The 26405-nt window shown below is 43.0% G+C and carries 23 protein-coding genes; 9 read left to right on the forward strand and 14 right to left on the reverse strand.

Going from position 1 to position 26405, the window contains the following annotated elements:
• Positions 1 to 123: 123 nt before the first annotated feature.
• Together ACIGBM_RS07125 and ACIGBM_RS07130 are read right to left on the reverse strand one after the other, a co-directional pair.
• On the reverse strand, positions 124 to 864 hold the full coding sequence (locus ACIGBM_RS07125) for an MHYT domain-containing protein (protein WP_379544726.1): 741 nt from the start codon (positions 862 to 864) through the stop codon (positions 124 to 126).
• A 124-nt stretch (positions 865 to 988) separates the two neighbouring features.
• Positions 989 to 1696 carry a hypothetical protein gene (locus tag ACIGBM_RS07130; protein ID WP_394123756.1) on the reverse strand — a complete coding sequence of 236 codons (708 nt, stop codon included), beginning with the start codon at positions 1694 to 1696 and terminating at the stop codon, positions 989 to 991.
• A gap of 729 nt (positions 1697 to 2425) precedes the next feature.
• Between ACIGBM_RS07130 and ACIGBM_RS07135 the strand changes: the two genes are divergently transcribed.
• The 5 genes from ACIGBM_RS07135 (at position 2426) to ACIGBM_RS07155 (ending at position 8262) form a co-directional block, all read left to right on the forward strand.
• A complete protein-coding gene (locus ACIGBM_RS07135; protein ID WP_397477257.1) occupies positions 2426 to 3652 on the forward strand; it encodes a serine protease in 1227 nt (408 codons plus the stop codon).
• Between the two features lie 43 nt (positions 3653 to 3695).
• Entirely contained in the window at positions 3696 to 5012 is a 1317-nt protein-coding gene (locus tag ACIGBM_RS07140) for a phosphoribosyltransferase domain-containing protein (protein ID WP_397477258.1), read from the forward strand.
• A gap of 42 nt (positions 5013 to 5054) precedes the next feature.
• Positions 5055 to 5885, forward strand: coding sequence for an HAD hydrolase family protein (locus ACIGBM_RS07145; RefSeq protein ID WP_397477259.1), 831 nt, complete (start codon positions 5055 to 5057; stop codon positions 5883 to 5885).
• 65 nt (positions 5886 to 5950) lie between these two features.
• Complete coding sequence (locus ACIGBM_RS07150) at positions 5951 to 7132, forward strand: cysteine protease StiP domain-containing protein (protein WP_397477260.1); 1182 nt, start codon at positions 5951 to 5953, stop codon at positions 7130 to 7132.
• A gap of 65 nt (positions 7133 to 7197) precedes the next feature.
• Positions 7198 to 8262: an HpcH/HpaI aldolase/citrate lyase family protein gene (locus ACIGBM_RS07155; RefSeq protein WP_224737724.1), complete on the forward strand. Its 1065-nt coding sequence runs from the start codon at positions 7198 to 7200 to the stop codon at positions 8260 to 8262.
• Between the two features lie 154 nt (positions 8263 to 8416).
• Here the strand turns inward: ACIGBM_RS07155 and ACIGBM_RS07160 are convergent, their stop codons facing one another.
• Positions 8417 to 9229 (reverse strand): alpha/beta fold hydrolase, encoded by an 813-nt coding sequence (locus ACIGBM_RS07160; RefSeq protein ID WP_397477261.1) that lies wholly within the window; start codon positions 9227 to 9229, stop codon positions 8417 to 8419.
• Positions 9230 to 9568: 339 nt separating this feature from the next.
• Between ACIGBM_RS07160 and ACIGBM_RS07165 the strand changes: the two genes are divergently transcribed.
• Entirely contained in the window at positions 9569 to 10366 is a 798-nt protein-coding gene (locus tag ACIGBM_RS07165; protein ID WP_102092885.1) for an enoyl-CoA hydratase/isomerase family protein, read from the forward strand.
• Positions 10367 to 10436: 70 nt separating this feature from the next.
• Here the strand turns inward: ACIGBM_RS07165 and ACIGBM_RS07170 are convergent, their stop codons facing one another.
• The 3 genes from ACIGBM_RS07170 to acnB all read right to left on the reverse strand — a co-directional run bounded on the left by ACIGBM_RS07170 (position 10437) and on the right by acnB (position 14352).
• Complete coding sequence (locus tag ACIGBM_RS07170; protein ID WP_160020982.1) at positions 10437 to 10877, reverse strand: PACE efflux transporter; 441 nt, start codon at positions 10875 to 10877, stop codon at positions 10437 to 10439.
• Between the two features lie 208 nt (positions 10878 to 11085).
• Positions 11086 to 11529 carry a DUF805 domain-containing protein gene (locus ACIGBM_RS07175; protein ID WP_397477262.1) on the reverse strand — a complete coding sequence of 148 codons (444 nt, stop codon included), beginning with the start codon at positions 11527 to 11529 and terminating at the stop codon, positions 11086 to 11088.
• 219 nt (positions 11530 to 11748) lie between these two features.
• Entirely contained in the window at positions 11749 to 14352 is a 2604-nt protein-coding gene (gene acnB, locus ACIGBM_RS07180) for a bifunctional aconitate hydratase 2/2-methylisocitrate dehydratase (RefSeq protein ID WP_057760857.1), read from the reverse strand.
• Between the two features lie 420 nt (positions 14353 to 14772).
• Here acnB and ACIGBM_RS07185 point away from each other — a divergent pair, with 420 nt between their 5' ends.
• On the forward strand, positions 14773 to 15183 hold the full coding sequence (locus ACIGBM_RS07185; RefSeq protein WP_397477263.1) for a carboxymuconolactone decarboxylase family protein: 411 nt from the start codon (positions 14773 to 14775) through the stop codon (positions 15181 to 15183).
• A gap of 148 nt (positions 15184 to 15331) precedes the next feature.
• Positions 15332 to 16375: a lipoyl synthase gene (gene lipA, locus ACIGBM_RS07190; RefSeq protein WP_057760861.1), complete on the forward strand. Its 1044-nt coding sequence runs from the start codon at positions 15332 to 15334 to the stop codon at positions 16373 to 16375.
• A gap of 144 nt (positions 16376 to 16519) precedes the next feature.
• Here lipA and ACIGBM_RS07195 read toward each other — a convergent pair whose 3' ends face one another.
• From ACIGBM_RS07195 to ACIGBM_RS07205, 3 genes are read right to left on the reverse strand one after another with little or no spacing between them, the layout of a single operon-like run.
• Positions 16520 to 18523 (reverse strand): TRAP transporter permease, encoded by a 2004-nt coding sequence (locus ACIGBM_RS07195; protein WP_238050775.1) that lies wholly within the window; start codon positions 18521 to 18523, stop codon positions 16520 to 16522.
• 10 nt (positions 18524 to 18533) lie between these two features.
• Positions 18534 to 19097, reverse strand: a complete 564-nt coding sequence (locus ACIGBM_RS07200) for a DUF1850 domain-containing protein (protein WP_397477264.1) — start codon at positions 19095 to 19097, stop codon at positions 18534 to 18536.
• A complete protein-coding gene (locus tag ACIGBM_RS07205; RefSeq protein WP_397477265.1) occupies positions 19075 to 20094 on the reverse strand; it encodes a TAXI family TRAP transporter solute-binding subunit in 1020 nt (339 codons plus the stop codon). Before ACIGBM_RS07205 ends, ACIGBM_RS07200 begins: the two co-directional genes overlap by 23 nt.
• 466 nt (positions 20095 to 20560) lie before the next feature.
• On the opposite strand from ACIGBM_RS07205, the gene mtnP reads away from it, so the two are divergent.
• The gene (gene mtnP, locus ACIGBM_RS07210) at positions 20561 to 21454 is read left to right on the forward strand and encodes an S-methyl-5'-thioadenosine phosphorylase (RefSeq protein ID WP_394123765.1); all 894 of its coding nucleotides are present in this window, start codon (positions 20561 to 20563) and stop codon (positions 21452 to 21454) included.
• 158 nt (positions 21455 to 21612) lie between these two features.
• Here mtnP and ACIGBM_RS07215 read toward each other — a convergent pair whose 3' ends face one another.
• From ACIGBM_RS07215 to arsS, 5 genes are all read right to left on the reverse strand, one after another.
• Entirely contained in the window at positions 21613 to 22656 is a 1044-nt protein-coding gene (locus ACIGBM_RS07215) for a methyltransferase domain-containing protein (RefSeq protein ID WP_394123766.1), read from the reverse strand.
• Between the two features lie 280 nt (positions 22657 to 22936).
• Positions 22937 to 23599, reverse strand: a complete 663-nt coding sequence (locus ACIGBM_RS07220; protein WP_397477266.1) for a TIGR04282 family arsenosugar biosynthesis glycosyltransferase — start codon at positions 23597 to 23599, stop codon at positions 22937 to 22939.
• A gap of 82 nt (positions 23600 to 23681) precedes the next feature.
• Positions 23682 to 24389 (reverse strand): TIGR04283 family arsenosugar biosynthesis glycosyltransferase, encoded by a 708-nt coding sequence (locus ACIGBM_RS07225; RefSeq protein WP_397477267.1) that lies wholly within the window; start codon positions 24387 to 24389, stop codon positions 23682 to 23684.
• A gap of 45 nt (positions 24390 to 24434) precedes the next feature.
• Positions 24435 to 25256, reverse strand: coding sequence for a DUF547 domain-containing protein (locus ACIGBM_RS07230; RefSeq protein WP_397477268.1), 822 nt, complete (start codon positions 25254 to 25256; stop codon positions 24435 to 24437).
• A gap of 92 nt (positions 25257 to 25348) precedes the next feature.
• Positions 25349 to 26341: an arsenosugar biosynthesis radical SAM (seleno)protein ArsS gene (arsS, locus tag ACIGBM_RS07235; protein WP_296211548.1), complete on the reverse strand. Its 993-nt coding sequence runs from the start codon at positions 26339 to 26341 to the stop codon at positions 25349 to 25351.
• Positions 26342 to 26405 lie beyond the last annotated feature (64 nt).

A 26405-nucleotide genomic window follows, 5' to 3' on the forward strand; every position in this document is an offset into this window, starting at 1 on the left:
CCGCTAAGCATGCATATGATTAGTAAATGATTTGAACAAACACGAAAAAAGGTTTTTAGATATTAATCTAAAAACCTTTTTTTGGCTTCGTTTCTAAGGTGTATTGAAAACGAACGCTTTGAATTATTCACCAAACGCTAGTGTTGTTTGCTTAGGTGCGTTTTTAGAAGCAATGAACCATAACAAGCTCAATACAACGGCTGAACCGATGAAAATCATAATAGATGAAGAAATTGCACCTGCATGTGTATAGTCCATCGGCATCACATGATCAGTCATTGTCATTTCCATCGCGGCTATACCAGTGTAATGCATACCACAAACAGCAAGACCCATGATAAATGCACTACCAAAACGCTGTAATGAACCACGCAAATTAAATGCCAACCATAGTGCAGCGATAGCGGCTGCAATAGCAATCACAATTGATACCATTAATAACGGTATATTGTATGACATGGTAGCGTCCATTTGCATAGAGGCCATACCTGTATAATGCATAGCTGCCACACCAAGTCCAGTAAGCACGCCACCGCCGATCAGTTTACCAATGCTTGAATCACCGCGACCTACGATAAGGACACCAACAGCAACGAAACAAATCGCAAGTAGCATTGAGACAATCGTTAACCCTAGATCATAGGTAACAGGCATTTTCATATCAACTGCCATCATACCGATATAGTGCATAGACCAAATCGCACCCCCGATTGCAATCGAAGATAGCGCAACCCAAAAATATAAATCTGTTCCTGGCTTGGCAGAAGGAACTCGAATAGCTAAGTTTAGGCCGACATAAGAACCAAACACTGCAATGGCGTATGAGACCAACACCAAAAGTAAGTTATATTCAACTTCAATCATTTTTTTGCCTTTTATCTATCATAAAAACTGAGCCAAATAACGTTACTTCAATCACAACACAGTGCGTCATTCGCTCATTAGTATTTGTTTTACACAGACATTAGATTATCTATGCATAATATTTTTACCCAATGGTAAATTCGCAAATGTTGGTACTGCCCGCACCACAATTGGTTTCTTTAACCTGAACCATATCGACAGCAGGATTGCTTGCTAAAAAGCCTTCTATATAACCTACAATAAAATGGCATCCTGAGTGATTATGGTCTGACGATTTACAAAACGGACATTTGATTAAATAAATTACATTGTTCTTTGCTTTAACTTTAGAAAGTCCCTTTAGTGCTGGCACAAGTTCGCGAGTAATCGTAGTAGGCATCTTTAACGGACTACCAAGTGAATAATCACGTTGGTAAATACCGCCGCCAACCTTACGGCCCAACTCGTGCAATGCAGTCGTGCGTTGATCACTAGGCAAACTATCTTCATACTGACCGACAATATCTGCTATTTTAGGGTAGTACGCACCTATGGCTGATAGAACGCTCTTCTCATCCAATGTCTTTTTTGCAGGGGCAGCTGACGAGCCACCCTCGTCATCTATTTCTAGATTAAAAAGCGTACATCCTTCGATCGAAGATAAGTCATCGATTAAATCTTCCTGCGTTTTAGACCCCAGACTTCTTGCGATCACGTGAATGATATTACCACCATTCTCTGAAGCCTCCTGTCTTTGGGAGACTAGCTGATAACCTGCTTTGATAAGCGGCGAAATAACATTGACCAAACGAATACGTTCAGAAGACGTTTCTAATGCACAAGAGAATTTCATAGAGCACTCCTTTTCTTAAAATACTGCTACGCTTTCTTCTATCAAGCTCTCTACATAAAGTAATTAACAAATATGAATAACGTTTTAAAGATCCGGCCAACTGACTTTCTCACAATATAAAAAATATTCAGACATCAACCACACAATAGTTTTTGTATATCTTTTATATTATAAGAAATGAAATATATTCAGTAGATGAAACTTCAATTTTATAGCTATTAAGCATATAAACGTTTTAACAACTAGAAATTCATTAATCTTAAAGCAGTAATGAGCTTGAAAACAAGATTGAGATAAATATGTTTAAATAAACTACTATTCTTAAATTCTTATGATAACACTTACTCACAGTGAAGTTACTAAATAGCAATAGATTTTGATTGTATTATTACTGGAATTTTGTTTTGTAGCAATACACTATAAGGTATTGTCCGATAAATGGTTACATTAGCCGACAAATGGCTAGACTATAGAACCATATCGTTGTTCTATAAAAATAATGTATTATTTAAAAAATCTTGACAACTATTTGTATCTATCTATTTTGATATTTCTACTATGCAATTAACCTTAACTATTTATTAAAACATCTATTACTGTTTTCTCTTGGTAGAATGATAGGTTCAAAATAAAGTCAAAACCCTTTATGTGGCCAGACTTTAGTCGCAAAGATAAAATCATTAAACAATAAAAATAATTATAATCGCGCAAATAAACTAAGGAAATGTGATGTCGAAGCAAGTCGAATTAGTGCTAGGAGCCAATACGGTTATCGAAAACACCAAATGTTCGATCGCATTTTCTACTACTAAACCATTAGAGTTTGGACAGCAGCTTGGACTATTGTGGTTGCCATTAGATGCCAATCGTAAAGCAGTTTGTAGTCCTGCTTATTTACATGAGTCTAAAGACTGGGCTCAGCTCGATAACAAGGATAATCCAAGTACATGGCAGTTAGATTTACCCCAGTTATTTGATAAAAATAATGTTAGTTTCTTACAACTGATTGCTTATGTTTATCATGATCCAAGCCTAAACTTGCCAGCGGTAGAGTTGAACGACGTAAGTCTCACGCTCAATAATGGAGATATTCGCTATAACTTCACAACAAACGATCGACATGTCAAAGCGGCGATTATATTAGAAATATATCAGCGTAATGAACAGTTTAAATGTCGAGCGCTTGGCGAGGCATCAACCCAAGGCTTAGCAAGCCTTGAGCATCATGTACAGGTTAGTCTGGATGTTCGTCCACCTAGCACACATAGGCTTATTCAAGAAGCTCAACAGCAGCAGCGTACTCAACCAAACAACGAAGCTCGCCCTCCTCGTCAAGTACAAGCAGGCGAGACTTGGACAGGAACAGCGTTTGCTATTGATCCCTATCATCTGCTGACCTGCTATCATGTGATTGAGTCAGCAGCGATGGTTGGCGTACGTCAGCAAGGTCAGCCTGATCGCGAGGCACAAGTTGTACTTAGCGATATCGGAAGCGATTCAGCTATTATTAGAGTTAGCGATCCTTTACCTAGCTACCTCCCATTGGCGCAGCAATGTGTTGATATATTGGGTGAGACCATTACCACACTGGGGTTTCCGTTGTCAGGACTGAGTAGCCAACTGCAAGTCACCCAAGGCTGTATCTCAGGATTGACAGGCTTAAATAACGATATCCGTCATATACAATTCACCGCACCCATTCAGCCCGGTTCTAGTGGTAGTCCTTTATTATTGCCGACTGGAGAGGTCGTCGGTATGGTCACATCCAGTCTGGTTCATGAACATGCACAAAACATGAACTATGCGGTGAAATTTCAGTTATTATCTGCCCTACTGGCGAGCGCTGGCATCAGTTTGGAGCACACGACTGATTTGACCAGTGCTACGCCTCTTACAACACCTCAGCTAAGCAAGCAAAGTCGCAGTGCCTTATGGCTGGTTGGCTGTCAGGGTTAAGAAATCTACGATGACATACAAATAAAAGCACCAAGGAATATGAATGTTAAATGAGCAACACAGTACGACCATCACCCTACCCCGTGGTACGCTAGATCTGACTTATCAAACCAACTCAGCCACTAATAAATCAGCCACCAATAAAAATGGCGTAGAACAACGCGACCGTTATCAATTAGAAGATTTGCTAGGATTTGCACAGCGTATTAATCCAAAACGGGCGTTTTTGTTTGTCTCAAAAGTGCTAGGTCGTCATATTCCCGTTGCGCCAAGCATCATGCGAGAGGCATTTACTGACTTGGCTGATTTAGTGCCTAATCACTTGCCTGAGCCAGTGCTAGTCATCGGTATGGCAGAGACCGCTGTTGGTCTATCTGCTGGTGTCCATCAAGCGCTACAAACGCGCTATCCTCAAGCTCTGCTATTGAACTCTACGCGTCATGCACAGCACGATGAAAGTAGTGATCCAAATGGTACCGACTCCTTGCTAACGACGTTTTGTGAAGACCACAGTCATGCCAGCCAGCATTTGATTTATCAAAGCAAAGATAGCGTTACTCAAGCGCAGCTACTGGCTAGTAAAACACTGATTATGGTCGATGATGAAGCCTCAACGGGCAATACCTGTGTTAATGTCGTCACTGCGCTGCGTGAAGCAGGACTGAGCCAGTTAGAGCAAGTGCATCTAACAACATTGGTCGACTGGTCATTAGATCAAGAAACACCTAATCCACAGTCAGATTCTAAGCCTGCACGTATGGCGGATCGTCTGGCTAGTATTGAGTTTCATCGTCATCATTTACTGTCTGGTGCATGGCAATGGAAAGATGCCCCCAATCCTGAACCCATCACGATGCCATCGGTTGATACTACTGCCGCTGGTAGTCAGGCGCTCGGTGATACGGGCAACTGGGGGCGTTTTCCAACGCTAGACAGTACAGAGGGTTTTGCTAACTATCTTTCAAGTTTTCAGACTGCATTTACGCGCTTCAATAGCCAAGAAAATTTTGATGTTACTCAGCTACCAAAAAGAATCTTAGTATTGGGTAGCAATGAGTTTGTTTGGTTGCCATTTTTATTGGCTGAATGGCTTGAAACAGAGTCCGACAAGCTCAACGACGATACAGCGTCCATGGTTAATTTTAGCGCATTAACCCGCTCACCAATTGCGCTTGGTGGAGCGATTACCACAATGCTGAGCTTCAGCGATAATTATGGGCTTGGTATGACCAATTTTGCTTATAACGTTGAGCCTAGTGATTGGGATTTGATAGTGTTGTGTATAGAAACATCAGCTGACAGTGTGGATGCTATGTGGCGAGGTTTGGATAATGTACTGGTGGTGAGCCCTAGTCATTAAACTGCTCTCTAACTTTCAAACCTATTATTTACGGACGACGCCATGACTACCTCATTTTTTAAAGCCAACCCAGATATCATCAAGCCTTATGCCTTGATGGATTTGGATGACACGTTATTCCAAACCCAACGTAAAATTGACGCTTGGGATTTACCCACCACTGAACCTGAAACTTTGGTTTGTGCGACGGTCAATAAACAAGACGAGCCACTGAGTTTTATGAGTCAGCGCCAAGCAACTTTTTTTAACTGGCTACTTGCTAGTACTGAATTAATTGTAGTGACGGCGCGGGATCGTAGTGAAATAAAACGCGTTAAACTACCCTTTAATAGTTGGCAAGTATTGGCCCATGGAGCGATTATTTTAATGTCTGACGGAGCGCTGCTGAGCAGTTGGCAGCAGCATATGTATAGTAAGCTTGCGCCATTGCAAGATAAGCTTAACCAGTTAAGTCAATTGTTTGCCAGTCATAGTCAAAGCGAGCAAAGTCATCTAGTATTTACACCGCATATCGATAGCTTTAACAATGGTTCTACGGATGAAGAGCTAACCATTTATCTGGCTATCAAACATGCACAGAAAGACCATCAAGCGCTCGTAGATTTAGCTGAGAAACTGCCCACTCTGATACGTGATTTTGATCAAGATTTCTATGTACATGTGAATGCTAATAACTTAGCGATATTGCCTCATGCGGTTCATAAGCGTCACGCGGTACAGTTTTTATTAGAGCATCATTTAGACCATCAGCGTCCCAGTTTTGGCTTTGGTGATAGCCTAGCTGACCTGCCTTTCTTACAGTTATTGGACTGGTACGGTATGCCCAATCATGGCCAATTGCATGAGCAATACCAGTCTAAATCGTCAGGCTAAACCATTAGTTTAAACAACAGCCACACAAATCCACTGTTATCATCACGAGTGCTATTATTCATACTATGACTTTACCTAATATACAGATAAAAAGAGCTACTCTGCAAAACTATGGCTCAGGCAGCTATCTTGCAAGCGATGTCACTGTCCTACTCGATATGGTGAATAAGGACGCGGTTGCTGATGTGCCCGTCAGTCAAAAAGAAGCGCTTATCCAAAGCGGACAGCGCCATTACTCTGACATGCTGACTTTAGAGCAAGCACCTACTGCAATGCATGAGCAGCTATACATACAGGCATTAGAGCAAGGGTCAACAAGGACAGCGACTGATATCGCTCATTTGTCTCATACGCTACATCATGTTTTTCAGCAGAATGTGAGTGATGAGTATCCACTGGTTTTGGTCAGTTTGGTGCGAGCTGGTCTACCGATCGGGGTATTATTGCAGCGTGCGCTATCGGATACAGACAGTAGCTATCGCTTGCCAAGTGTACATTATGGCATCAGTATCATTCGGGATCGTGGTCTTGACCCAGTGGCCCTGCAAATGCTACTGGAAGCTTATCCAAACAGTCCGATTGTATTCGTCGATGGCTGGACAGGTAAAGGTGCTATTTATCAAGAGTTGGCTCGTAGTCTAGAGACGTTTAGCGATTCTACTCATGTTAATTTTGCCAACATTTTTCATCAAGGCGCTAATGTCATTCCGCTACTGACCCTTGCCGATCCTGCTGGCGTTGCTTGGCTGACGGCAAGTGAAGAAGATTGGTTAATCCCGTCGGGTTTGTTAAATAGCACCGTATCAGGATTAATTTCACGTAGCCTGTATACAGAGCCGTCATCAGGCCTACATCGCAGTGTTTTTTATGATGATTTAATTGAGGTAGATCACAGCTTGGCATTTATCGAGCATATAGATGCAACGAGACGATCATTGGCTACTACTCCAGCGCGTCTACCGACTTACCAGCAGCCACGCTACCAGACGGCTGCGCTGATAGAGACGTTGGCAGCAGATTATTATATTGTCAATCGTAACCGTATTAAGCCGACTATTGCTGAGGCAACACGTGCCATATTACGCCGTGATCCAGAGCGTATATTGCTCGCCACCGCTGAGCACCCTGATACCGTACTGCTACGCCATTTATGTGCGCAACGAAACATCACTATCAGTGTATTAGGTGATAAAATACTGCCTTATCAAGCCATCACGCTTATCAAGCAGCGCTCCCAAAACACTTAATACATTTACCAGTATTAAATACTTTCTTTTTCGTTCTCTTATATCCTCTACTTATGATGCCAATTATGTCAGATATGCTAAAAACCGAGTCAGACCTTTACAATGATACCCAATCTTATGCGCATCTGATCACTGAGCGTCATGCGATGGTCAAACCACACACGCACCATCCATATCAGCTCGGTGCTAGCTTGTACATGCCTGCGACTCGCCAAGATATTTGGCAAGTCATCAAGCGGGATAAATTACCGACGATTAATAGTATTATTATCTGTCTAGAGGATGCGGTCAGTCAGCAGGATGTAGAGTTGGCGCTTGAGCGTTTGCGCACACTGCTGGATACGTGGGCAGAGCATGTGAATAGCATCAATGCGCCATCTAAATCAGCGACGATTCATGCCCAGCACCCGACACGTCCACTGGTCTTTATACGTCCACGTAGCCCGATGATGCTACAGCAACTGGCTGATTATACCCATATCGATCTTATCGATGGTTTCGTCATGCCAAAAGTCGATATGTATAGCCTATCTAACTGGCGCATGGCTTGTCAGAACCTAAAAGTAGATCAACTACTTATGCCGACGCTCGAAACCGCAGCGCTATTCAATCCGCATCACAATCAGGAGCTTGCCATCGCTTTTAAAGAAGCATTTAGCCAGCCAGTTTTTGCATTGCGTATCGGTGGCAATGACTTGTTCGCAGCATTGCGCTTACGTCGCCCAAAAAACAGTATTGTCTACGACTCGCCTATCGGTACGTTGGCTTATCAAATGCTTGGCTGTTTTGTACCGCATGGTTTTTATCTTACCGCGCCAGTATTTGAGTATTTAGATCAGCCAACACTGTTCATGCAAGAGCTAAACCGAGATGTCAGCTTAGGGATGGTGGGCAAAACTGTCATTCATCCAAGCCAAATCGCCCTAGTACAGCAAGCTTATTGCGTGCCATTGAGTACATTGGATGAAGCACAAGCGATCCTTCACTCTGAGGCCAAAGCGGTATTTAAGTACAATAATACGATGCTAGAGCCTGCGACGCACCGTGCTTGGGCGACTGAGATTGTCAATCGTGCAGAAGCCTTTGGAACCATTGATGACGGACATAGCCAATACAGCTCACGAATGTAGCTGTCATCGCTAATACAGATAACTGTCTGCTATTTAACAACTTACACCATACAAAAAGCCGCCATCAAATAATAGGTAGCGGCTTTTTTATATAGATATTTGCTTAGGGTTCTGTATAGATATAAGGCTTTAAAGCTCTCGAACAGTATCTACATTAAGCACAACTTTCCAAAAACTGACGAAGTACTCGGTTCACTTGATCAGGCTCTTCTACTGTCGATGTATGACCCGCACCTTCGATAATAGCAAGCTTAGACCCAGCGATAGCAAAATGCATGCGTTCAGATTTGGCATAAGGCGTGGCGGCATCTTCATCCCCAACCACAATCAGTGTTGGCGTTGTAATTTCACCCAACTGCTCATAAGTACCTGTACGCTCAATAACGCCCATTGTTGCTTTGACTACGCCGCCCTTGCGATTGCTTTGTAGCATCGTTAGCCACTGCTTACGGTCAGATTTGCGCAGCTTGTCTGCCAAAAACGTACTACCAAACATAATTGGCATCACCTTATTACTCACACGCTTCATACCTAACCAACGAATGGCTTTGACCAGCTTGCGATACTGAGGGATGTTTTTTGGATCTTCAGGGTCAGCAGAGGTTTCTAACAGCGTTAATGACAATAGCAACTCAGGGCGTTTAAGCGCGATACGTTGAGCCACGAACCCGCCCATAGATAGCCCAACAAAGTGACATTTATCTATACCAAGCGCTGCAAGTAAGCCCAGCGTATCTTCAGTCAACGTCTCCATATCATAGCCAGACTTAGTAACCTGCGACTGACCTTGCCCGCGAAAATCAAAAGCAATACAACGATAGTCTGTTTGAAAATGCTCCACTTGCTTGTCATACATCTGTGAGCTCCACAGTAGACCGTGAGCAAATACAATAACAGGCTTTTGTGTGTCGTTCGGTGCGCTGTCTTCGTAATAAATATCAGCGTTATTTACAGTGATAGTCGGCATAACCACATCCTTGTTTGATCAATGAAAAGTTCGAGCGTACCCTTGTGTCTTTTACGACTCTTTTACGCTCAACCTAGCATATTAGCATAATCCATTAACCCCTTAGGTCATAGCCTTTTTACGAGCCAGTCGTTTTGTCTCATTAGCTACCATCAGCTTTTACGATAGAATAGTAAAGTTTACCAGTATGTAGATGTGTCTTAAGCGCCCACAAAACACGCTTTTATAATCATAGCAAGCTGCTATAGTAATCAGCATTGAACCATTTTTACCTTTATCTCAAAGTATTGTCATTGATACAGAATATTAAAACAGTCATTTAAAATAAGGAAATCTCAAATGTCACAGTCTCTCGTCGATTATCAAGTTGCAGAGCACATTGCTACCATTACCTTTAACGATCCAAAAAGCTTAAACGCTTTTGGCACACCTTTAAAAAACCAAGTCTTGATAGCGCTAGATAAAGCGGCTGCAGATGATCAAGTACGTGTAATTATTTTGCAAGGGGCTGGTGGTAACTTCTCAAGCGGCGGCGATATTAAAGAGATGTTGTCTGAAGGATTAGACAAGGATATTGTTTCAAACAAATTAAGAGGCATGGTAGAAGGTGCAGGCGAAGTCAGCTTAAAGCTACGTCATATTCATAAGCCGATTATTGCCAAATTAGAAGGTGCCGTGGCTGGTGCTGGCATGAACTTGGCGCTGACTTGTGACTTCCGCATTGCCGCAGACAATGCGAAGTTTGTACAAGCGTTCGTTAATATTGGCCTAGTTCCAGATGCAGGTGGTATTTACTTATTAAACCAATTGGTTGGTGCAGCAAAAGCCACTGAACTTGTAATGCTAGGTGATAAACTGAAAGCCGAAGATATGGCGCGCTTAAATCTGGTAAACAACGTGGTAAGTATTGACGAGCTAGAAGCCACCGTACAAGCATTGGCGCTACGATTGAGCCAATTACCAGGCAAAGCGTTGGCCGCTATGAAAGAGAGCTTCAACGTACACGCCTTCGCTGGTTTGAGCGCGGCGTTAGATACGGAAGTAGAGCAGCAGACAGTGATGGCAAAAACCGATGACTTTATCGAAGGGGTTAGCGCCTTTATCGAAAAGCGTAAGCCTGTATATCAAGGTAAGTAACAAGATAAACAACGATGCTATCAAAAAAGGGCTGCCAATATGGTAGCCCTTTTTTTGTCAATACCTTTAATTAAGAAGCGGTCGCGGGTTTAGAATGATGAGGTAAAGTAAATATCTTGTCAAAAATCAGAGTAAACGTAAACGTATAAACTAAGAAAAACAGCAGTAGCGCCACTTCCATCATAAAGGCTTTTACTAGACCAACATCATACCAAATCATATAAAGTGGCAAGCAGATCAACACCAGCCCACCTTCAAAACCAAAAGCATGAACACTGCGTATCCATAACGTGCGACGTACAATACGTCTGCGGCGTTCCCACGCTTCAAAAGCGGTATTATATATGAAGTTCCAAACGACGGCTGCTACCGACATCATTACGGCGATTGGTAAGGATTCTGATGCATCACTGTGACTGAGTTTCATCAATATAAGAGTAGATAAGATAATCGCGATAATTTCGAAAGCGGTCACATAAATTAAGCGACGTTTGAGCGGTGATAAGGTCATCAACCAAGACTCCAAAGCACCTGTATTTAAACAGCAAGGTGCATATCAAAGTATCGGTCCGTCCCGAGTTAGAAAAGATAAAGGAAGTGCAGAGCCACGGTTTCCGCCTGCCCCTATATTATACAGAAACCAAACTCAAAAATCAGTGAGGATATTTGTAAACAGGTGTCAGCAGTTTTATTAACGATTATCGCCTGTTTTAACCGGACTATTTTGCCGGTAGACCCCATTTATTGGTTTCAGGCTTGGTATCACTCGCTAGAAATACTAGCAATATAATAGAGCCTATCAGTGGCACTATCCCTATCAAAAACCACCATCCTGAGCGGCTAGTATCATGTAAGCGACGGATAGTCACGGCAAGACCAGGCAGAAATAAACCAAGTGCCGCTACTATGTAAAATAAACCTGTCTCTGAGCTAAATATTATTGCGTCTATCAGCATTGCAACGATCATCACTCCCATTTGTACTAGAAAAAAATACCAATACTCCTTACGGCGAGCACGACCAGAAAAATTCGTGTAATTTCTCATGCCCTTTTTAAACCAGTCAATGATGCCGTAATTTGCTTCAGAGCTATGATTGTTAGCCATCGTAGATCTGGGCAGTGGCGGCGGAGTCGCTTTATCACGCTTAATATTATTTTCCATAGGGCTTTTTATCTCAGTCGTAAAAAGTAGAAATCTTCAGTGAAAATTATCAACAATTAGCTTTGATTATAGATACTCAATAAAAGTTTGTAAATGAATACTAGTTTTCTTAGAGTCATCAATAAAAACCCCCGCATCATGACGATACGGGGGTTTTTTGTCTTACGTATAAAGTTTTTAGTATAAAGCTTCTAATTTTAAAAGCTTGTATACTCAAGATTAGGTCAACTGAGCAACGTTAATCTTATCTGCTTCTTCAGTATAGTCTTCCATACGGTCGAAGTTCATGTATTGATAGACTTCATCACCCATACTGTTTAGCATACCAGCATACTGCTGATACTCATCGTTAGTCGGCAATTTACCAAGTACCGCTGCGACTGCTGCAAGCTCTGCAGAAGCGAGGTATACGTTAGCGCCTTGACCTAGACGGTTCGGGAAGTTACGAGTTGAGGTCGATACGGCAGTAGATTTCGGTGCGATACGTGCTTGGTTACCCATACATAGTGAACAACCTGGCATTTCAGTACGAGCGCCAGCTTGTGCATAGATGTTGTAGTAACCCTCTTCCATCAACTGGCGTGCATCCATCTTAGTAGGTGGTGCAATCCATAGACGAGTCTTCAAGCTACCTGCTGGTACGTCTTGTAGCAATTTACCAGCGGCACGGAAGTGACCGATGTTAGTCATACATGAACCAATGAATACTTCATCAATCGTATCACCAGCCACGTCTGCTAGCGTTTTTGCATCATCTGGATCGTTCGGGCAGCAAAGGATCGGCTCTTTGATTTCGCTCATATCGATAGTGATGTCGATCGCGTATTCAGCATCATCGTCAGCACGCATGAGGCTTGGGTTAGCCAACCACTCTTGCATTTGCTCAACACGGCGGCTGATCGTACGTGCATCGCCATAGCCTTCTGAAATCATCCACTTAAGCAGCGTGATGTTTGAGTTTAGGTACTCAGTCACTGACGCTTCAGACAAAGTGATGGTACAACCAGCAGCACTACGCTCAGCTGAGGCATCAGATAATTCAAATGCTTGCTCAGCGGTCAAATCTTCTAGGCCTTCGATTTCAAGAATACGGCCGTTGAACTCGTTGATTTTACCTTTCTTATCAACCGTCAAGTAACCTTCTTTGATCGCTTGATAAGGGATAGCATGTACTAGGTCACGTAGAGTGATACCAGCTTGACGCTCACCAACAAAACGAACACGAACAGATTCAGGCATATCAAGTGGCATTACACCAGTTGCAGCTGCGAAAGCAACTAGGCCAGAACCCGCTGGGAACGAGATACCCATTGGGAAACGAGTGTGCGAGTCACCACCAGTACCAACGGTATCTGGAAGTAGCATACGGTTCAACCATGAGTGAATGATACCATCACCTGGACGTAAGCTTACGCCGCCACGGTTCATGATAAAGTCAGGTAGTGTGTGCTGAGTCTCAACGTCAACTGGCTTTGGATAAGCAGCAGTATGACAGAATGACTGCATCACTAGGTCTGCTTGGAAACCCAAACATGCCAAGTCTTTTAGCTCATCACGTGTCATTGGACCAGTGGTATCCTGAGAGCCGACAGTCGTCATCTTAGGCTCACAGTACATACCTGGACGTACGCCTGTCAGGCCACAAGCCTTACCAACCATTTTCTGTGCAAGCGTAAAGCCTTTACCAGTATCAGCTGGCTCTTCTGGCTTAGCAAAGATGTCTGAATGACCAAGGCCCATGTATTCACGAGCACGGTTAGTCAAACCACGACCAACGATTAATGGAATACGGCCGCCAGCACGAACTTCATCAAGCAATGTTGGTGAATTTAGTGAGAACGTTGATAGTACTTCATCAGAGTCATGCTTAGTGATTTTGCCTTCGTACGGATAGATGTCAAATACATCGCCCATGTTTAGGTTATCAACTGCCACTTTTTCGATTGGCAATGCGCCAGAATCTTCCATCGTGTTGAAGAAGATAGGAGCGATATTGTTACCAAGTACTAAACCGCCACCACGTTTGTTTGGCACATTAGGGATATCTTCACCCATCAACCAAAGTACTGAGTTGGTTGCAGACTTACGGCTAGAACCAGTACCAACCACATCACCAACATAGGCTAGCGGATGGCCTTTTTCTTTCAGTGCTTCGATTTGCTTCATTGGGCCAACAACGCCCTCTTCGTCAGCATTGATGCCGTCGCGAGAGTTTTTGTGCATGGCTAGTGAATGCAATGGGATATCAGGACGGCTCCATGCGTCTTGCGCAGGTGACAAGTCATCCGTATTGGTCTCGCCAGTTACTTTGAACGTCGTGTAAGTGGTTTTCTTTGGTACTTCAGCACGGTTCAAGAACCATTCTGCGTCAGCCCAAGACTGAATCACTTCTTTAGCAATAGTGTTGCCAGCTTCAGCTTTTTCAGTCACGTCATTGAACGCGTCAAATACTAGCAAAGTTTTCTTTAATGCTTCAGCAGCGTCTTGTGCAACTTCGCTATCATCTAGTGCAGCAACTAGTGGCTGAACGTTGTAGCCACCTTGCATAGTGCCTAGAATTTCAACGGCTTTTTGCTTGCTGATAAGTGGTGATGATGTTTCACCCTTTAAGATAGCAGCCAAAAATGCCGCTTTAACGTATGCTGCTTGGTCAACACCAGCAGGGATACGGTTTTCTAATAGGTTCATCAAGAACGCATCTTCGCCTGCAGGCGGGTTCTTTAATAATTCAACCAACTCTACTACTTGTTTTTCATTTAGTGGTAGGGGTACAGTTCCTAGCTCAGCACGTTCTTCGACATGTTTACGATAAGCTTCTAACACAATAGTCGTCCTCGTCAGTTGGGGTGTAGCACATTACGTGGGTAGTCAGCATGACTGCCTGCGTCTATATACTATATGAAATAATTATCCGTGCAATCATAGCTTAAAACGCTTTAAATGTTAATGGCTCAGCCCTGAAAAGGCGCATAGTAAGGCCATATTGAACATTTATTATAAAAATAGTGCCATCAATAATATGATTGTAGCGCTCATTATAACTGGCATTTGCCTGATTACGCTTATCAATAAGTACTTGCTTTATGACTGAGCAGACACCATATGACTGATATACGCTTTTGTAAGAAACAACTTCGATAAAGTCTCGCTTAAAAAAATGTAGCAATATCGATATATTAGCAGCCGATTGATTAACAGTCGATTTGGTAAAGACATTTTGGTAAAAACATTAAGGACGACGATATGACTGATAGCAGTACGGACAACAATCCTAACTATGACAATGGTCTCAAGGTACGCACTGAGGTCATGGGTGAGCAGCATGTAAAACGCTCGCTTGATGCTGCCACAGGATTTACCCAACCGTTGCAAGACTGGATTATTGAACACGCTTGGGGCAGCACTTGGCAAGACGACTCAGTATTACCGCGTAAGTATCGCTCATTAATCACTATTGCCTTTTTAATTGCCCAAAAAAGCCCAAACGAGTTGAAAGGTCATATACGCGGTGCCATTAACAACGGGGCTAGTGTCGCCGAGATTAGAGAAGTGCTCATGCATAGCTTGCCGTACTGCGGTGCACCTGCTACTCAAGAAGCGTTTCGCGCCGCCATAGATATACTGAATGAGTTAGAAATTGATATAGATATTTAAAACTATGGTCGTCCGAGCAATCATAGTAATCTTAACAATATTGTTTAAAAATTGACGACCAAATTTCTGCTATAATATCTGCACTCATAAAACATTCTGATAATTCCATAAACCCTTATAATATAAAGGGTTAAGAGATAACTCCATTATGACAACTGCCGTACAAACACATGTACCTGCTGCTAAGGCCAAACCAAAAAAAGCCATCCAAGGCGAAAAGCTGCGTGGCTATGACAAAGTTGCCCGTATCCCAATTAAAGTGATCCCGACTGTCGAGGCAAAGAAAAAGCCTGATTGGATTCGGGTAAAAATGTCCTCGCCTGCTGAAGTTGCTCGTATCAAAGCAACCTTACGTGAGCAAAAGCTTTATACCGTTTGTGAAGAAGCGGCCTGCCCTAACCTGCCACAGTGCTTCGCTGATGGTACAGCCACCTTTATGATCATGGGTGATATCTGTACGCGTCGCTGCCCGTTCTGTGATGTAGGTCATGGTCGTCCTAATGAGCTAGACAAGGATGAGCCGCGTCATACTGCTGAGACCATTCAAGGTTTACAGCTTAAGTATGCCGTAATCACCTCTGTCGATCGCGATGATCTGAAAGACGGCGGTGCGGGACATTTTGTAGAGGTGCTAAACGAGTCAAGAGCGCTTAGCCCAAATTGCTTGATTGAAATATTAGTGCCCGATTTCCGTGGTCGTATGGATATTGCGTTGGATTTATTGACAGAGACTGCACCAGATGTGTTTAACCACAACATCGAAACCGTGCCACGTCTATACAAAGCCTTCCGTCCAGGTTCTGACTATCAGCATTCACTAGATTTGCTTAAGATTTATAAAGAGCGTCGTCCTGATATCGCCACCAAGTGCGGCTTTATGGTTGGCCTTGGTGAGACCGAAGAAGAGATCTATGCCCTACTCGATGACTTAAAAGCTCATGATGTAGATATGATTACTATCGGTCAGTATCTACAGCCTAGTAAAAACCACGCGCCTGTCGATCGTTATGTCCATCCAGACGAGTTCCAACGCTATATGGACTACGGCAAAAAGATTGGCTTCTTTAGCATTTGGGCAGGTCCAATGGTACGCTCAAGCTACTTTGCAGATCGTCAGTACTACGGCGAAGACTGCCCAGCACCTATCCGTAGCAAAAAAGCATTAGAAGCTGAAGGTAAACTTGGCTGCTAATTTAGCAATAAAGTGATGTGAAAGTAGTTGCGAACAGCAGTCGCTAAAACATTTCTTAAGAATATTAAAAAGGGTGAATAACAAATTTGTTATTCACCCTTTTTTTGAGCTTTGTTAGATTTAAGAATGATTAAACCTAACGCTTTACACGGTTAAAGTTGGCGTTGGCTTTCCAGCTGTTTTTATATTGAATGCAGCAATACCAAGGACAATAATACCACCTGCAATACCAGTCGTAATCTCAGGATAAATCAATAGTAAAGCACCAATAGCTAAGATGACACGAGTTACCGTATTCATACCGCCTCTGAAGTAGCCTTCAAGTGCTGAGCTCAGCGCAATGACACCCGTTACCGAAGTCACTACCACTGTAATGATATCTACAATAGGTGGCAGCGGGAAATCTTTTGCCGTAACTGCTAAACCGGTTGGATCTATCATCAACATCGTTGGATTATAGATAAACATAAATGGCACGATGAATCCTGCGAGAGCAAGCTTGAGGGACAAGAACCCTGTTTTCATCGGATCTCCACCGGATATACCTGCACCCGCAAAGGCTGCAAGACACACAGGCGGTGTAATATTGGCAAAGATACCAAAATAGAAAACAAACATGTGCGCTGACAAGATTGGAATATCGAAACCGGCTAATGCTGGTGCAGCCATGGTCGCCGTAATGATATAGGCAGGAATAGATGGTAATCCCATGCCTAAAACCATTGATGCCAACATCGTTAAGATAAGCGTAAAGAATAGTGATCCTGCGCCTAATGTAACGATAGATGATGTCATCACCGTACCAAAACTGGTCAGACTCACCACCCCAATGATAATACCAACGACCGCACAAGCAGCCATGACCGCGAGCGACTGACGCGCGCCATCTTCTAGTGCACCCAAAATATCAGAGAAGCTCATACGAGTCTCAGCACGCAACATACTGATCACAACAGTGAAACCAATGGTATAAGCTGCTGCATATCCTACAGGTACGTTTCTGATTAATAAGAAAATCAAGAAGACAATCGGCAATAACATGTGACCGCGGGCTTTTAGCACTTCTTTGACCGCTGGTAAATTTTCTTTGGCAATACCTTTTAGATCGCGACGTCCAGCACGGAAATGCACCTGCGCAATGACGCCTAAATAGTACAATATCGCTGGCAATAATGCTGCTAAGGCAATCGTACTATACGGCAAGCCTGTTGTCTCAGCCATAATAAAGGCACTGGCACCCATAATCGGAGGCAAGATCTGCCCACCAACCGAAGCACTGGCCTCAACTGCACCTGCGAAATCTTTGTGATAGCCGACTTTTTTCATCAACGGAATGGTAAAGGCACCCGTACTAACCACATTTGATAAAGCTGAGCCATTGATACTACCCATAAAACCACTAGAGATGACTGCTACTTTTGCAGGTCCGCCCTTCTTATGACCAGCGATGGCCAATGCTAAATCATTGAACAACTGCCCCATTCCCGAACGTGCTAAGAACGCACCAAACAGAATGAATAAGAAAATGAACGTTACCGATGCCCCAATCGCGACAGAGTATAGACCTTCTGTTTTTAAGAATAATTGACCAAAAATATCACCCATATCATAAGGGCGAGTCAAAAGCCTGTCAGGCATAAAGTCTAAATGACTAACAAATGGATAGGCCAAAAATATGCCGGCCAAGATTGGCAAAATCCAACCAGTAATACGGCGACTGCCTTCTAACACGCAGACTACCGTAATCAAAGAAAATATCACATCGACCTGATTGGCCATACCGCCACGCGAGGTCACGATATCTTGATATTCATAGATGAGATAGCCCATACCGGATAGAGACAGGGCAAACCAAATCCAGTCATACCATGCCACTCGTTTGCGACTGCTTTTTTTACTGGCTGGAAAAATTAGGAATATCAATGCAAAACCAACGCCCACGTGCACAGAGCGCTGCAACAGTGCTGGCATTGGATTAAAAGTGATATATAAATGAAACAGTGAATAGAGTATACAAATGCCAGCGATAAAATATTTTACTGGTCCTTGAGTGATATGACGCGTGATTGACTCTCGGTCATATTTTTCCAATACTGCTCGGTTGACCGCATCCGCCTCAGCATCGTTATCAACTTGAGCATCTGGCATGGTAGTCACACTACCTTGATCCGTCACTTGGGAGTTCATGACAAAAGTCCTTTTTAAATCTATCAATTAAATCATACGTCTTAGGCATGATCACCACTTCAGAATAGTCTGGCACCCACTGGTGAATCAAGACACGATGACCACCATAATCCATTTCACCTTTGGTTAGTCTAGATACGACCCAATTAAGGCGAGGCAGTTTTTCGTTGATTTGATAACCCAGATAGCCAGGCTTTTGTATAGGAGCGAGCATTTCGGTGGAGGGTGTCCCTGCACCGAACGCTTCAAAATAGGTCGTGGTCAGTAATAGCTCCGCACCTGCTGTACTGCTGCCGTCTATACGTTGATACTGCTCTTCCCACCACTGTTTTTCTACAGAATGTATCCAACGTAGCTGAAAATCAGGCTCAGTGAAATAACAAACCTTATCATCAGCACCGTCTACGCCTGCGACTCGCACTTCAACGACAGACTGAAGCGTAGAGCCTAACCATAGCGTAAAAAAAACCAGCGCTGCAATAAATGCCGCGCCAGTTGATAACCATAATGAATTACTTGGCTGATTGTTCGTCATAGTACTTTTTAGCTCCAGGATGGATTGGGGCTACCATGCCATCACGAGCGGTTTCTAGACTGATATCATTGGCCGCTTGGTGAGCTGTTTTTAGACCATCTAAATTATCAAACAATGCTTTGGTTAGTTTATAACCATCCGCTTCAGATAGGTCAGAGCTAACCAATAGTGCATTCATGATTGCTGCAGTTGGTACGGCTGTTTCGTTGCCATAAGTGCCAGCAGGAATCTCAAAGGTTTTGAAGTAAGGCTTGGTCGCGATGATTTCTTTTAGCTTGTCCTGGTTGATAGTGACAATCTGTAAATCTAAACCTTGCTCTAACTCCATCAAAGATGAGTTTGGTAGGCCACTACTAAAGAATGCCGCTTCGATCTTACCTGCTTTCATACCATCAGCAGCTTCAGCAAAGCCTAGATAATCAACGGTGACATCATCATACGTGATACCAAACCCTTCAAGTAAAGTACGAGCATTCACTTCTGTGCCAGAACCTTGATCGCCTACCGCAATGCGCTTGCCTCGTAAATCTCCAATGTTTTTGATACCAGATTTTTTCGAAGTCACGATTTGTACGACATTAGGGTACAAAACAGCAATCTGTTGAATGTTAGTGATTGGCTGCTCAAAGTTGTTTTTACCTTCGACAGCATCCGTCACTACGTCACTTAGTGCCAAGACCATGTCGACCTTGCCTTGGGTCAATAGATTGACGTTTTCAACTGATGCGCCAGTGGTTTGAGTTTTTGAGTTTACGCCAAAAGTTTTGACATAGACTTCAGACAATGAAGTACCAATGATGTTGTAAGGGCCAGACGCACCGCCAGTAGCGATGGTCAAAAACTTAGTATCAAGCTTATCTGCTGCAGTATCTGTTGCCGCGCTATCTGCAGATGCAGTATCACTGCCCTCTGAGCTTGGAGATGAGCATGCGGTTAGACCTAACGCAGCACTCAACATAGCTGACAAAAGTAATGGGGATTTTAAAGAATTAAGCATTGAATTCATCCTTGAAGTAATCGGTTTTGTACGTTTAAGAATATCCGTATTTATACATAAATACGTTACAGACGAGTAATAATATAGTAATTCTGCCAATAAATAAACCTTAGCTTACTTTCTCTTTTTCTTTCAATACCTTATATTTAAAGCTATTAGAGAAAATATAGGCCATTCATTAATTGAGCTAATATATACGTATGTTTTGCTATGCGAAACAAAGTTCCATTTAATAAATATTAAAACAAAAATTGTCGCTATTGTAAACCTTTATCGATATCTGACAAATATCGCCATGATGTATTATTTCTTAGGAATCTTTAGATACAGCAAATTAATGAGGACTCTCGATTTATAACTATAAGGGCAAAAGTTCTGCTATATTTTATCTGAGCTATTTTTGGTTCAGGATGTTACATGGCACTAGTCTGTGTCTCTCTTTTATTAACCCATTCGGATAGTCCTTATGACAATACCCCACACGGAAGTACTGGCAACGTTATCTGCTGATATTGCTATCATCGGTGGCAGCGGTCTCTACCAAATGTCATCGCTGACCAACAAACGCAGTGTGACGATACAGACGCCTTATGGCAGTCCATCTGATGATATTGTCTTAGGTGAGCTTGAGGGAGTGACAGTCGCATTTCTAACACGGCATGGTCAGGGCCACAGACTGACCCCGTCTGAAGTGCCCTATCGTGCCAATATTTATGCACTAAAAACGCTTGGGGTACGCTATATCGTATCCGTATCAGCTGTTGGCTCATTGCAAGCGCATCTTAAGCCACTAGATATGGTCATTCCAGATCAAATGATTGATATGACTAAGCAGCGAGTGAGTACTTTCTTTGGCGAAGGTGCCGTCGCCCATGTGTCGATGGCAGACCCACTATGCCCTGCCCTAGCAGACATCTTGACGCGCGCTTATGACCAAGCAAATATTGCAGAAGGTAGCAGTCATTCTAAAGCAACTTATATCTGTATCGAAGGCCCTCAGTTCTCAACTCGGGCAGAGTCAGAGTGGTATCGTCAGATGCAGGCAGATATTATTGGCATGACCAATATGCCAGAAGCCAAATTGGCACGTGAAGCCAGTATTTCTTATGCCACGTTAGCTCTGGTGACAGACTTCGACTGCTGGCATCCGACGGAAGAAGCCGTCAGTGCCGACTATGCGATAGAAAACCTCATGAAAAATGCGAATAATGCTCAAAAAGTGATACAGGAAGCTGTTGCTTTAATTTCTGCCGAACTACCTGACTCAATTGCTCACAATGCTCTTGCACAAGCATTGGTCACACCTATAGATGCGATGGACGAGCATACCAAGATTAGACTGGCCGCCTTGTTAGCGTAATCTTGATGCGTCTTTTCCATTTTGAACTAAATACTTTCAATCGGTTTAGTCTTAATCTGACTTCAATCAAGTCAAAAAAAGGCCATCATCTAAAATAATGGCCTTTTTCATAATTTAGCATGTATATTTGAATTTATGCTAAATACATCACTTTGGTATTAGCAACAACCGCCCAAGCCAGTTGCCAGCATCATAGGTTGATTAAACGGCATTAGCTCACCGCAGCCCGCAAAAATACCGTAGTGACGACTGTCATCCCCGATAAACTCAAAGTGCGGCGCAAAGCGCGATTCTTGCAGCATGCGAAACGTATTGCCACATACTGGAAATACCCGACCAGCTTCGATAGCATGATGTTTATCTAAATCAAACCGATGCGGTGACTGCTCGATAGTTCCTTTATATATCACCGCTTGTCCGTGATCTTCGCAAGCATCCTCAAGCGAGTCGATTTTAAATAAGCGGTAAGTCGCAGAGAAAAACTGAATATCACCAATTTTGGCTGCTAAAGCAGGATCTGTAATCTCAAGTGGGCGATCTTCAACCAGACGTATGTCTAAGAAACCTGCATCTCGTGACAAACGGTTAAAATCCTTCCAATACAATGCACCGCTCAAACATTCGCCATATAAGACTGGGTCATCAATTAAGTGTTTCGGGATACGGCGATCAGCATAGACGTCAGAAAAATAAAACTCCCCACCAGGTTTCAGCAAACGCTGCACACTGGCCATAACTGCAGCTTTATCTGGTGATAAATTGATAACGCAGTTTGAGACGATAATATCAAAGCTATTAGCCTCAAGGTCTAGTTCATCTAGTTTCTCGATATAGCCATGTAAAAATGTCACATTATCATAGCCAAACTTATCGACATGATAGGCTTGATGCTGTTTGGCAACGGCTAGCTGCTCATCGGTCATATCAACACCGACTACGTGCCCACTCTCACCAACCAGTTGCGCCAATGCGTAAACATCTCGGCCTGAACCACTGCCCAAGTCTAAAATTCGGCAGCCCTCAAGCAGTGCTGGACATACCAGACCACAGCCGTAATAACGATTCAATACCTCATCGTGAATATTTGCGAGTAAGGGCTTGAGCCACTCAGGCATATTGCTGATATCACAACAAGCCGAAGTCTTTAAATCATCGGTACTCTGTAACTCTTTGCCATAGTAATTTTGTACGACGTCATGCATAACAATATCCTTATTGAATGTACCATCCAGTTAAAAGTATTAGGGCGTGTCCTCATTTTAAAAATGGTGATAAAAATGAGATAAATTGCAGTCAAACAAGAAAAATAGCGCAGATAATATCGAGATATTAGTCAGCTATTTGACGCCGTTTGGCAAGATTTAGCCATTTTTAACCCATTTAGATAACTATCGATTGAATTGAGGACACGCCCTAGTAAATCATCTTAGAATATACAACTACGTTGGTGAGTTTATTAATCCATTTTTCAATGAAGCGTTATCAGCTATTATCGACCTTAATATTGACGTGAGAATCTAACCAGCCTGACGGCAAATGTACTAGATCTTCAGGCTCATCAATGTCATGTAACGGTGTTAACAATGCCAATGTCCAACCCAAATCCGCCACATGCTGCTTGGTCACAGTGGCCACACTAGCCGTACTCCAAACAATGTCCGAAAACAAGCTTGCATCAACCTCTCTAAATCCTAACAGTACATAACCACCATCAGTCGCTGGAATCATGACCACATCCTGTTGATTTAGCTGCTGTACCGCTGTCTGAATACATCCTGACGTAAGACTAGGACAGTCCGTACCAATTAACACAACCTTTTTAAAACGTTGCAATGCTTGCTGACTGGCTATCAACATACGCAAACCCAAATCACCATCGGCCTGAGCAGACCAGCGCAACGAGTTGGGCAAATCAAGCGCCTGCCAGCATGGATCTGTTGGTGCTGGACTCACACATAACTCAACGGAAAACTCCGTATCAACGGCCTGATCAATACTATGCAGTAATAGTTGCCTTGCCATACGTGCAGCGCCATCTATACCCAGTGCTGGCTGTAAGCGGGTTTTTGCCTTATTGCGCGCTGGATATTTTGCAAAAAGAAGGATACAGGTATCTTGCTGTCTTGCAGATGAATCATCTGTCACTATAACTGTCTCTCAATTGGTCAAATGCATCAGTACGAGTTTGTTTTCGCTCTTACCTACCATGTTTATAAAATAAACAATCTCACTGCTTATAGTAGCGTTGATTTAAAACGTCAGGCGATACTCTGCGCCAATAATCAAAGCGCAAATGCCACATCAAAAAAATCGTCCGCCACGTGCCATGCTGCTGCCAACGCCGCGCTGAAGTCGTGACTTTACTTTTTAGACAAGCTGGTCGAGCAATTCGCTTGAGCCGCTTACACAGTTCGATATCTTCCATCAATGGCTGATCAGGATAGCCACCAATCTGCTCGAATATGGATTTTTTGATAAAAATTGCTTGATCGCCAGTGGCGATACTCATTAAGCGTGAGCGCTGATTTATCATGAACCCGACGATTTTTAACAATGGCTCACAGCTGTCTAAGCGCACATCGAATCGTCCCCAGTCATACTGAGCTATTGCTTGTCGAATGTTACCTGTCGCATCAATTGGCAGCTCGGTATCGGCATGTAAAAATAGCAACACATCACCTGTTGCTAACATAGCGCCCGCATTCATTTGCTGTGCACGCCCTACCGTAGATTCGATAATATGCCAATCAGTGATTGATTGAGTAGCCTCTATACTTTCGAGCACATTGTTGGCGATAGCAACCGAATCATCCACTGAACCACCATCGACCAATATCACTTGCTGCGGTGCTGGATCGAGACGGACAATATGAGCAATAAGCTTAGGCAAGTTGTTCGCTTCATTTAATAATGGAACAATAATTGATAGGTTCAATGAATATACCGTCACGTTAATCAACTAGTAAGATTAAAAACTGGCTTATTTTTTATTCAAATTCCAGTTGTAGTCGGTATAACTGATTTTTATCTTGCCTTGTTTGAGATCCGCTGTCTGAGCTTTACTCAATCCTAGTGACGAGCTATAACGACCTAGAAACCCTGCCAAATCTTTTGTACCACGCCAGTTGGTTGCAAAATCTTCTTTATACCATTTAAAAATTGGTGACACTCTTAGCGTATCGCCTTTGAGACTGTTGCGGCTACTGTCTGCTAAAAACTTAGACGTTGCCTGCTCTAACTGACTGTCTAAACGCTTACCGGTAAAGGCATCATCTTGCAATGCAGGGCAACCGATACTGGCACAATTGACCGCAAAGTGAATGCGAGGATCGTTGTAGCGTTTAGAGCCACGAATGAGGTTGTGCTCGATATCATCAAGTGAGCGCGTCTTACCGAGTAGCGAAACAAACTCTTGCTTCCATGGTGACCCAAACAGTCCGCCGATATCTTTGATAGATTTAACGTTTGGATATTTCGTCAATACCAAATCAACCGTACCAGCGTTATAAACGTTGATTAAAAATGCCAACTGCTCGTTTTTACTCCAACGATTGAACTCTGATTGAGATACCTTGCCTGTCGCTTCCAGATAGCTTGTCAGCTTACTTTGATCTGCTTTCATGCCAGCATAGTTGACCACTGAAGCTTTGCCACCGTTGGTCATAGTTACATGCTTATTTAATAAGCTATCCCAGCTCTGATGGTTGAAGTCAGCATGAGCGGCCACACTTGCTAATAAAATAGTCGTGGCAATCACTGGTTGTGCGAAAAATGTCTTCGCTGAAAAGTTAAATACTGACATAAGGCTTACTCCGTTTACACTGATTGTTTTTTATTTATGTTTTTTTATCTATGCCAAAAGTACTTATATTGAACGTACTTATATTAGAACTACTAAGGCGTGTCTACTAGCGCTGGCTCTACTGCCTCTTCTTCTAACGCGCCGCCACAGCTACTGCCCTGTCCTGCTGTACAACCATAGCAGTGGTCAGCAATGGCAATATCATCACCAGACGGGTTTTGCGTTAACAAATCACTTAGGTATTGCCGTGACTTGTTGGGGACAGGTATCTCTAACTGCTGATTGAAATCACAATCAAATAGCTCACCCAACCAATTGACACTAATGGTCGAACGGCACATGACCTCGGCTAAATTAGCAGCCATATAATTAGCTTTGAGCAAATCCATATACGGGTGGAACTGGTTTTTTGCCAATAGCACCGCCCCAAAACGCTGAATCGGCATATTTGTTAGGGCAAATAAATGATTAAACTCAATATTAAAGTGCGCTTTTAACTCACGCTTGTAATCTGCTTCAAGCTGCTGTTGATTGGGCGGCAGCGTCGCACCTTGTGGGTTGTAGACCAAGTTTAATGTTAAATTTGAATCAGGCTTGCCGTACCCCAACTGATTGAGCTTCTGCAATCCTAATATACTGTCATCAAACGCACCTTTACCGCGCTGTTTATCTACATTTTCTAGGGAATAACAAGGCAAAGAAGCCACCACTTCCACTTGGTTTTCTGCTAAAAACTGCGCCATATCCTCATAACCCTCTTCCATAAGAATGGTCAGGTTACAGCGGTCTATCACTTTGACGCCTAATGCCCGAGCGGCCTTGACCAAATACTTAAAATCCTCGTGCATCTCAGGCGCACCGCCCGTCAAATCAAGCGTATCGATATTTTGTGCTTGCAATACTTCTGGTATCAACTCGACCAATTCACGCGACATCATCTCGGTACGATAAGGGCTGGCAGCCACATGACAATGTACGCAAGACATATTGCATAAATAGCCCATATTGACTTGCAATATCGTCAATTGACGTCGTTTTATCGCTGGAAAATCAGTATGCTCAAGTAACTCGATAGTTGATTTCATGGTGGTCTAAAATCCTGTTAGCAGTACAACTAAAAAAGGATAGCAACGTGATATTAAAGATTAG

This window comes from Psychrobacter sp. NPDC077938, from assembly GCF_044542635.1.
Classification (GTDB): domain Bacteria; phylum Pseudomonadota; class Gammaproteobacteria; order Pseudomonadales; family Moraxellaceae; genus Psychrobacter.